An 8159-nucleotide genomic window follows, 5' to 3' on the forward strand; every position below is an offset into this window, starting at 1 on the left:
GGACTGGGCGGCCGGGGGCGCTTCAGTGCCCCGGGACGTACCCGCGCTCCTTGTCGACCACGTTGCGCAGCGGCCGCCCCGCCGCCCAGTCCTCGTACAACTCAACGAACTGGCGCCCCAGTTCGTCGCGCCAGCCGACCGTGTCGCCGCTCATGTGGGGGGAGACGATCAGGCCCGGCGCGGTCCACAGCGGGCTGTCGGCGGGCAGTGGCTCGTGCTCGAAGACGTCCAGGGCCGCGCCCGCGATCCACCGCTTCGACAGGGCGGCCACCAGGTCGTCCTCGACGACCAGCGGGCCGCGCCCGATGTTGATGAAGTGCGCGGACGGCTGCATGACGCCGAAGCGCCTGGCGTCGAACATGCCGCGGGTGCCGTCCGTGAGCGGCGCGGCGCAGACCACCCAGTCCGCGCGGGTGAGCAGCCGGTCGAGCTCCGCGCCCGCGTGCACGCCGGGGCGCGCTTCGCGCCCTACCAGGGCGGTGGTGATCCCGAGCCCCTTCAGCGTCCCGGCGATGGCCCGCCCGATCGGCCCGGACCCCACGACGCACGCGCGCGTGCCCGCGATCCGCCTGCTCTCGCGGTGGCGCCAGGAGCGCTCCCGCTGGAGTGCGAGAGTGCCCGGCAGATCCTTGGCCATGGCCAGGACGAGCGCGGCGACGTACTCCGCGATCGGCTGGTCGAAGACACCGCGGGCGTTCGTGACCACCGTGTCCGACGCGGCGAGTTCCGGACACATGAGGTGGTCCACACCGGCGCTCGCGGTGTGCACCCAGCGCGGACGGCGGCCCGCGCCCGGCCACGCGCGCCGTACGGCGTGCGACATCGGGGGGAAACCGTTTCGCAAAGAGGTACCGCTTCCCTGAAGAGGTACGGCTCAGCCGTCTGAGATGTGCGGATTGACCACGCTGGCACCCGAACCTACCTTCGTCAACAGAGGCACTGGCGCATCGGCACTCCGTCAACCGAGTACTCTCCGTGCGCGCGCCCGTACCCTTCGTCCGCGTGGTCGGCCGCGCGGAGCTCCCCGTCCCGACGTCCCGGCGCGTCGCCGGCTCCCCGCTCCTCCCCGGCCCCCGGCCGGTCCCTGACACCACGTACGAACATGGGGCCTGCTCATGGACGTCTCATTTCTCGGTGGCCCACACCCACAACGCGGTGTGGGCGTCGTAGCCCCTTTCGACTTCGTCCTCGACCGCGAACTCTGGCGCTGGGTTCCGGATGAGGTGTCCCTCCATCTGACCCGGACCCCGTACGTGCCGGTCGAGGTGAGCCTCGACCTGGCACGCCTGGTGAGCGAGCACGAGACGCTCGCCGACGCGGTCCGGGCGCTGTCGGCGGCCGAGCCCGAAGTGCTCGCGTACGCCTGTACGTCCGGCAGCTTCGTCGGCGGCATCGCCGGTGAACGCGCGATGTGCGCGGCCATGACCCGTGAGGGCGCGGTCGCCGCCGTGACCACCTCGGGCGCGCTCCTTGAGGCGCTCGACGAACTGGGGGCGCGGCGCATCGCGCTCGTCACGCCCTACACCTGGTCCGTGACCGAGGTCCTTGAGCAGTACCTGGCCGAGTCCGGCGTCTCGGTCACGGCCCGCGCCTACCTCGGTCTGACGCGGCACATCTGGAAGGTCTCCTACCGGCATGTCGCCGACATGGCGCGCCAGACCATCAGGGAGAGCGTCGACGCCCTCTTCATCAGCTGCACCAACCTGCCGACCTACGACGTCATCCCGCAGCTGGAGGCGGAGCTGCGGGTGCCGGTGATCTCGGCGAACCAGGTGACGATGTGGTCCGCCCTGCGCAGGCTGGGTACGCGTGCGGTAGGGCCCTACCAGGCGCTGATCGATCCGGGGGCACGGCCGGGCACGAGCCCGCTGGCCCCGCCGCCCCCGCAGGGCCTGCCCGAAGGACCACCCGCAGAAGGAGGAGGCTGGACGTGACGGCACTCGGATTTCTCTACCCGGGGCACTCGGCCGAGGACGACTACCCCCGCATGGAGCAGATGCTCGGCAGTGACATCCGGCTCCAGGTCGTCCACACGGACATCGGCGAGGACGCGCACCGCGTCGACGCGCTCCTGGAGATGGGCTCGGCCGCGCGGCTCGCCGCGGGCGTCGAGGAACTGCGGCTCTCCGGTGCGGAGGCGGTGGTCTGGGCCTGCACCAGCGGCAGCTTCGTCTTCGGCTGGGAGGGCGCCCACGACCAGGTGCGGGACCTGGCCGTGGCGGCGGGCCTGCCCGCCTCGTCGACGTCCTTCGCCTTCGCCCACGCCGTACGGGAGCTGGGGGCGGCCCGTGTCGCGGTCGCGGCGACCTATCCGGAGGACGTGGCCGGGCACTTCGCGGCGTTCCTGAAGTCGGCGGGCGTGGAGGTCGTCTCGGCGCGGGGGAGCGGCGTCATCACGGCGGCGGAGGTCGGCACGTGGGGCCGCGAGGAGGTGCTCGCGCTGGCCCGCGACGGTGACCACCCGGACGCCGGGGCGGTGCTCCTGCCGGACACCGCGCTGCACACCGCCGCGTACGTGCGCGACCTGGAGGCGGCCCTCGGCAAGCCGGTCCTCACCGCCAACCAGGTCACGGTCTGGGAGGCCCTGCGGCTCGCCGAGCGCCGGGTCAACGCCCCGGACCTCGGCACGCTGTTCACCAAGGAGCCGCCGGTGCAGGTCTGAGTGCGGCGCGGTGCGGCGCGGTCACGGACTCAGAATCAGCCTGACCACGGTCAGCGTATGGACCGAGGCGGACACGTAGTAGAGCACGATGGCGCCCCTGACCGTCGCCTCCCTGCGGTCGGGGTCGCCCCGCACGGCCGTCGAGCCGTGTCCGTACGGATCACGCCCGAGGGTCCGCGTGAACGCGGCCCGGAAGGCCTCCCCGTCCCCCATCTTGGCGAGGGTGTCATCGGCGGGCGGCGCATAGGTGACGCGGTGAACGCGCCGGTGACGAGCGCTCAACGCGACCGCCACCGATCGCACCCGCTGTGCCGGTCGGGTTCGGCGGTCGCGCGTTGGCCGGGTTCCGCGGTCTCGCGCCGGTCGGGTTCCGCGGTCTCGCGCCGGTCCGTCCCCTCGCCTCCGCGTCGTTCCGCCTCGTCGGAGGCGAGGCGGGCCAGGCGGGCCTCGGCTTCGGGGTCGGGGACCGCTTCCAGCATCCAGTGGCGCATCACCGCGTGGATCTCGTCGAGCCCCGCGGCGTTGATGGCCAGGTCGAAGTCGGCGCGCCGCTCCTCGGGGAGGGCGGCGCGGATGTCCGGAATGGTGTTGGGCACCTCGACCTCGACTCCGTCGACCAGGGTCTTCAGCGGATCAGCCATGGCGATCACGGTAGCGAGGCGGCGCCCGCCACGGGCGGGGAACACCGGGAACGCCGGGAACACGGGGAGCACGGGCACACGGGCACGGGGAGCACGGGGAACAGGGGAACGCCGGGAATAAACGGAGTGACCCTCCTGTTGCCCTTCCCGTACCGAAGGACCGCGACACACGCGCACGCAGTGCAGGAGGCTCCCCCGTGACAGTGGACCCGACCGACGAAGGCATCCGCGGCGAGCGGCACGGCACCGCGCCCGTCCCCCTCTCCGTCCTCGACCTCGTCACCGTCGGCGCAGGCCGCACGGCCACCGACGCGCTGCGCACCAGCGTCGAGATCGCCAGGCTGACCGAGGCCCGCGGCTACCACCGCTACTGGGTGGCCGAGCACCACTCCATGCCCGGCGTCGCGTCCTCCTCGCCCGCGGTGATCCTGGCCCACCTCGCCGCCCACACCGAGCGCATCCGCCTCGGTTCCGGCGGCGTCATGCTGCCCAACCACGCCCCGCTGGTCATCGCCGAACAGTTCGGCACCCTGGAGGCCATGGCCCCGGGCCGCGTCGACCTCGGCCTCGGCCGCGCCCCCGGCACCGACGGCGCCACGGCCGCCGCCCTGCGCCGCACCGACCGGCTCAACGAAGGCGCCGACGACTTCCCCCAGCAGCTCGCCGAGCTGACGCGCTTCCTCGACGACGACTTCCCCGACGGCCATCCCTACGGCCGCATCCACGCCGTGCCGGGACCCGTCCAGGCGACCTCGCCCGGCGGCGTGCAGTCCCCGCACCGGCCGCCGCTGTGGCTGCTCGGCTCCTCCGGGTTCAGCGCCCGCCTCGCCGGTGTGCTCGGCCTGCCGTTCGCCTTCGCGCACCACTTCTCCGCGCAGAACACGATCCCGGCGCTCGACCTGTACCGCGAGTCGTTCAAGCCGTCCGCGCTGCTCGACGCCCCGTACGCCCTCATCGGCGTCTCCGCGCTCGCGACCGAGGACGAGAACGAGGCCCGCCGCCAGGTCCTCGCCGCCGCCCTGAACATGGTCCGCCTGCGCACCGGGCGCCCCGGCCTCGTCCCCACCCCGGAGGAGGCGGAGGCGTACGCGTTCAGCGAGATGGAGCGCGACTTCGTCGAGAGCTGGAACGCCAACGTCATCCACGGCACCCCCGACCAGGTCCGCACCGGCCTGGACGACCTCGCCAAGCGCACCGGCGCCGACGAGCTGATGATCACGGGCAACGCCCACAGCGGCGAGCTCAGGCTGCGCTCGTACGAGCTGATCGCGGACGCGTACGGGCTGCCGAAGGCGTAACCCCCCGCCCCGGCTCGGAAGGCGTACCCCCCGGGCTCGGAGGGCGTACCTTCCGCCCGGCTCAGGGGACGGGGTTCACCTCGCCCAACAGTACGGAGATACGATCCGCCGCCACCGGCCGGGAGTAGAGCCAGCCCTGGCCGGTGTCGCAGCCGATCCGGCGCAGCCTGCTCGCCTGCGCCGCCGTCTCCACGCACTCCGCGGTGACCGTCAGGCCCAGGCGGTGGGCGAGCCGCACCATCGCCTCGACGATGACCTCGTCGGCGGGGTTGCCGTGCGCCTCGCCCTCCTCGTACTGGAAGCCGCGCACGAAGGAGCCGTCCAGCTTGAGGACGGAGACGGGCAGCCTGCTCAGGTACGCCAGGTTCGAATAGCCCGTGCCGAAGTCGTCGATGGCGATCCGCACGCCCATGTCGCTCAGCGCCTGAAGGGCCTGGAGCGGGCGGCCCGCCGAGCCCATGACGGCGGACTCGGTCAGCTCCAGCTGCAGCAGCCCGGCCGGGAGCCCGGTCTCGGCGAGGATCTCGGCCACGTCCGCGACCAGGTCGGAGTCCCACACCTGACGCACCGCCACATTGACGCTGACGAAGAGCGGTTCCCGCTCCGGGTGGGCGAGCTGCCAGCGGCGCGCCTGGACGCACGCCGTACGCAGCACCCAGCGGCCGAGCTGCACGATCGACCCGTCCTCCTCGGCCAGTCCGATGAACCGATTCGGCGTCAGGAGCCCGAACCGGGGGTGCTGCCAGCGCACCAGCGCCTCGACGCCGCGCACGTCCTCGTCGTCCAGACCCACCAGCGGCTGGTAGTCGAGGACGAACTCGTCCCGGTCGACGGCCTGCCGCAGTGAACTGGCGAGCGTCTGGCGGGTCATGCGGTGGGCGTTGCGCTCGGGGTCGAAGAGCGTCCACCGGGCCTTGCCGTCGGTCTTCGCCCAGTACAGCGTGGTGTCGGCGGCCTGCATGAGGCCCGTCGTGGTGGTGCCGGACGCGCGCCGCTCCACCACGCCGATGGAGGCGGAGACCGAGAGCCGCTGCCCCGACAGGTCGAACGGCTCCTGGAGCGCCTTCAGCGTCGCCTCGGCGAGATCGGCCAGCTCCTCGGTGCCGGTCGACTCCTCCACGAGCAGCGCGAACTCGTCCCCGCCGAGCCGCGCCACCAGCGGCGGCGCGGCCCTGCCGTACCCGGCGCGGTCCGCGCAGAGCGTCAGCCGCTCGGCGACGGCGGCGAGCAGCCGGTCGCCGATGCGGTGGCCGAGGGTGTCGTTGACCGCCTTGAACCCGTCGAGGTCCAGATAGCACAGGCCCACCCGGCCGGTGCTCGAATCCTCGTACGCCCCGGCTTCCAGCGCGGCGGCCAGCCGCTCGAAGAAGAGGTTGCGGTTGGGCAGCCGGGTCACCGGGTCGTGCATCTGTACGTGCCGCAGCCTGGCCTGGAGCTCCCGGCGCGCGCTGATGTCGGCGGCGGCGAGCAGTACGGTCCTGCCGCCGCGCCCGGCGGACTCCGGCATGGGCGAGACGGTGATCCGCGCCCACAGGGAGTGCCCGTCGGGGTGCTTCAGGCGCCGGGTGCAGCGCAGTCCGGCCTGTCTGCCGCGGAGCACCTCGCGGTAGGAGCCCCAGGTGCGGGCGTCGGACGCCAGGTCGACCAGGTCGGCGGCGACGCGCCCGGTGAGCTCATCGGGCACCACGCCGAGCAGGGCGGCGAAGGCGTCGTTGGCGTCGACCACGAGCCCCTCGGCGTCGACCACGGCCATGGGGAGGGGGGCGTGCGCGAAGGCGCCACGGTAGTCGGCGCGCTCCGGTCCGGCGTGGTCGGCGCGGTCGGTGCGCTCGTCTTCGCCGTGGTCCGTGTGCTCGGGTTCGGCGCGGTCCGTGTGCTTCGGCTCGGCGCGCTCCGGTTCGCCACGGTCCGTCACGGTGTGCCGGCACCGGGCGGTCGGTGTGGTGGTCAGGGGGGCGGGCCCTTCGGACGTTCCGTTCACCGCTTGCTCCCGCAGTGCAGTTGTTCTCGAACAGGTCTCGTCGGGCGTCGTACGGTCCGCGGGGCCCATGTGGGGGCGGGCCCGCGCGGGAAAGTCTGCCGATCATAGAGGCCGACCGGTTACCCCATCCAGCCATGTCGTGGCGCCGGGTGTGACCCGCCGCCCATGACAGATCGTTTCTGCTCGGCACTGGCCCGGTTCCTTCGTCACGCGATCACTTGTGACGTTCCGTGAGCGCCCGGGGTGTCGGCCCTCTGTTCCGTCCTCACCCGGAAGGGCCAGACAAACAGGGCGTATGTGATCAAAAGCCCACAAGGTGGGTGGGGTGTCCCGCATTCCGCACCCGGAGGTCGACGTGCCGCGTCAGCTCCCCTCATGGGGACTCACCCGTGGAGGGGAGAATCCCCGGCTGCGCAGCACCGCCGCGATCCTCACCTCGCTGACCGCCCTGGCCGCCACCTCGCTGGTCGCGGGGCCCGCGATCGCCGAGTCCGTGGCGGGGCCGTGTGCCCTGCGCCGCACCGGGGCGCACCACTCGGAGGGGCTCGACACCTGGAACACCGGCTATCCGCGTCCCGCGCGGACCCTGGACGCGGTCATGGTCTTCCTCTCCTTCCCGGACTCGCCGCCGCTGACGACGCCGCAGGAGCTGGCCGCCGACCACTTCCCCGCCACCAGCCGCTTCTTCGAACAGGCCTCGTACGGGAGGTTCATCCTGCGCCCGCACCCCACGCGCGAGTGGGTGGAGATGCCGCGGACCTCCACGGAGTACGCCATAAGGCGGGACTGGAACGCCCAGCGCCGGGCCAGCTACCTGCGGGACGCGCTGGCCGCCGCCGATCCCCGGGTGGACTTCTCCCGCTACGACGTCGTCTACTTCGTCGCCGACCCGGACGCGCCCGGCGTCGACTCCGACGCCACCAAGGTCGTGAACTTCGACCGGCCGATGCGGGCCGACGGGGCGGACATCCGGCGCATCGTCACCGTGTTCGAGCGGCATCCGCCCGACCGCAACGTCCTGGCCCATGAGACCGGCCACGTCTTCGACCTGCCCGACCTCTACCACCGCCCGACCGACGGCAAGGGCGACTGGGACACCCATGTGGGGGACTGGGACGTCATGGGCAGCCAGTTCGGTCTCGCGCCGGACCTCTTCGGCTGGCACAAGTGGAAGCTTGGCTGGCTGGAGCCCCGGCAGGTGCACTGCGTCACCACGGGCGCCGAGCGGCTGACCCTGGAGCCGCTGTCGGCCGCCCCCGCGCGCGGCGCCCTCGGCGGCACCCGGCTCGCGGTGGTCCGCACCGGCCGGGACTCGGCGCTCGCCCTGGAGGCCCGGGGCCGCACCGGCAACGACCACGCGACGTGCACGGAGGGTGTGCTCGTCTACGAGGTGCGGAACGAGACGGCCTCCGGCAGCGGTCCCGTCAAGGTCCTCGACGCCCACCCCACGACGGAGTCCTGCTTCGGGGACTCGGTCTACCCGCAGCTCGCCGACGCCCCGGTGCGGGCCGGGGASMGMKWCTCGGTCCCCGGGGAGGGCGTCCGCGTGGAGGTCGAGGCGCGGACGGCCTCGGGGG

The 8159-nt window shown here is 72.9% G+C and carries 7 protein-coding genes and 1 pseudogene; 4 read left to right on the forward strand and 4 right to left on the reverse strand.

What is annotated here, in order from left to right:
* Positions 1 to 22 precede the first annotated feature (22 nt).
* The gene (locus AB8Z36_RS25085) at positions 23 to 823 is read right to left on the reverse strand and encodes a D-2-hydroxyacid dehydrogenase (protein WP_369215638.1); all 801 of its coding nucleotides are present in this window, start codon (positions 821 to 823) and stop codon (positions 23 to 25) included.
* A 292-nt stretch (positions 824 to 1115) separates the two neighbouring features.
* On the opposite strand from AB8Z36_RS25085, the gene AB8Z36_RS25090 reads away from it, so the two are divergent.
* On the forward strand, positions 1116 to 1934 hold the full coding sequence (locus AB8Z36_RS25090; protein WP_369215639.1) for a maleate cis-trans isomerase family protein: 819 nt from the start codon (positions 1116 to 1118) through the stop codon (positions 1932 to 1934).
* Positions 1931 to 2662, forward strand: a complete 732-nt coding sequence (locus AB8Z36_RS25095; RefSeq protein ID WP_369215640.1) for a maleate cis-trans isomerase family protein — start codon at positions 1931 to 1933, stop codon at positions 2660 to 2662. Before AB8Z36_RS25090 ends, AB8Z36_RS25095 begins: the two co-directional genes overlap by 4 nt.
* A gap of 21 nt (positions 2663 to 2683) precedes the next feature.
* On the opposite strand, the gene AB8Z36_RS25100 is transcribed toward AB8Z36_RS25095, so the two are convergent.
* Both AB8Z36_RS25100 and AB8Z36_RS25105 read right to left on the reverse strand, forming a co-directional pair.
* On the reverse strand, positions 2684 to 2875 hold the full coding sequence (locus AB8Z36_RS25100) for a hypothetical protein (protein WP_369215643.1): 192 nt from the start codon (positions 2873 to 2875) through the stop codon (positions 2684 to 2686).
* A 191-nt stretch (positions 2876 to 3066) separates the two neighbouring features.
* A pseudogene (locus tag AB8Z36_RS25105) lies at positions 3067 to 3303 on the reverse strand (hypothetical protein); the annotation flags it as partial.
* A 203-nt stretch (positions 3304 to 3506) separates the two neighbouring features.
* Here AB8Z36_RS25105 and AB8Z36_RS25110 point away from each other — a divergent pair.
* Complete coding sequence (locus AB8Z36_RS25110; RefSeq protein ID WP_369215644.1) at positions 3507 to 4601, forward strand: LLM class flavin-dependent oxidoreductase; 1095 nt, start codon at positions 3507 to 3509, stop codon at positions 4599 to 4601.
* Between the two features lie 61 nt (positions 4602 to 4662).
* Here AB8Z36_RS25110 and AB8Z36_RS25115 read toward each other — a convergent pair whose 3' ends face one another.
* Positions 4663 to 6651, reverse strand: a complete 1989-nt coding sequence (locus AB8Z36_RS25115; RefSeq protein WP_369215641.1) for a putative bifunctional diguanylate cyclase/phosphodiesterase — start codon at positions 6649 to 6651, stop codon at positions 4663 to 4665.
* A gap of 256 nt (positions 6652 to 6907) precedes the next feature.
* Between AB8Z36_RS25115 and AB8Z36_RS25120 the strand changes: the two genes are divergently transcribed.
* Positions 6908 to 8159: M6 family metalloprotease domain-containing protein (locus tag AB8Z36_RS25120; protein ID WP_369215642.1), on the forward strand; the 1252-nt coding region annotated here is incomplete at its 3' end.

The organism is Streptomyces flavofungini (assembly GCF_041028215.1).
GTDB lineage: Bacteria > Actinomycetota > Actinomycetes > Streptomycetales > Streptomycetaceae > Streptomyces > Streptomyces flavofungini_B.

What these genes read in the sequence shown, in the direction of transcription:
- AB8Z36_RS25085 (WP_369215638.1), bottom strand. Translation starts at nt 823, where the DNA reads ATGTCGCACGCCGTACGGCGCGCGTGGCCGGGCGCGGGCCGCCGTCCG.
- AB8Z36_RS25090 (WP_369215639.1), top strand. Translation starts at nt 1,116, where the DNA reads ATGGACGTCTCATTTCTCGGTGGCCCACACCCACAACGCGGTGTGGGC.
- AB8Z36_RS25100 (WP_369215643.1), bottom strand. Translation starts at nt 2,875, where the DNA reads ATGGGGGACGGGGAGGCCTTCCGGGCCGCGTTCACGCGGACCCTCGGG.
- AB8Z36_RS25115 (WP_369215641.1), bottom strand. Translation starts at nt 6,651, where the DNA reads ATGGGCCCCGCGGACCGTACGACGCCCGACGAGACCTGTTCGAGAACA.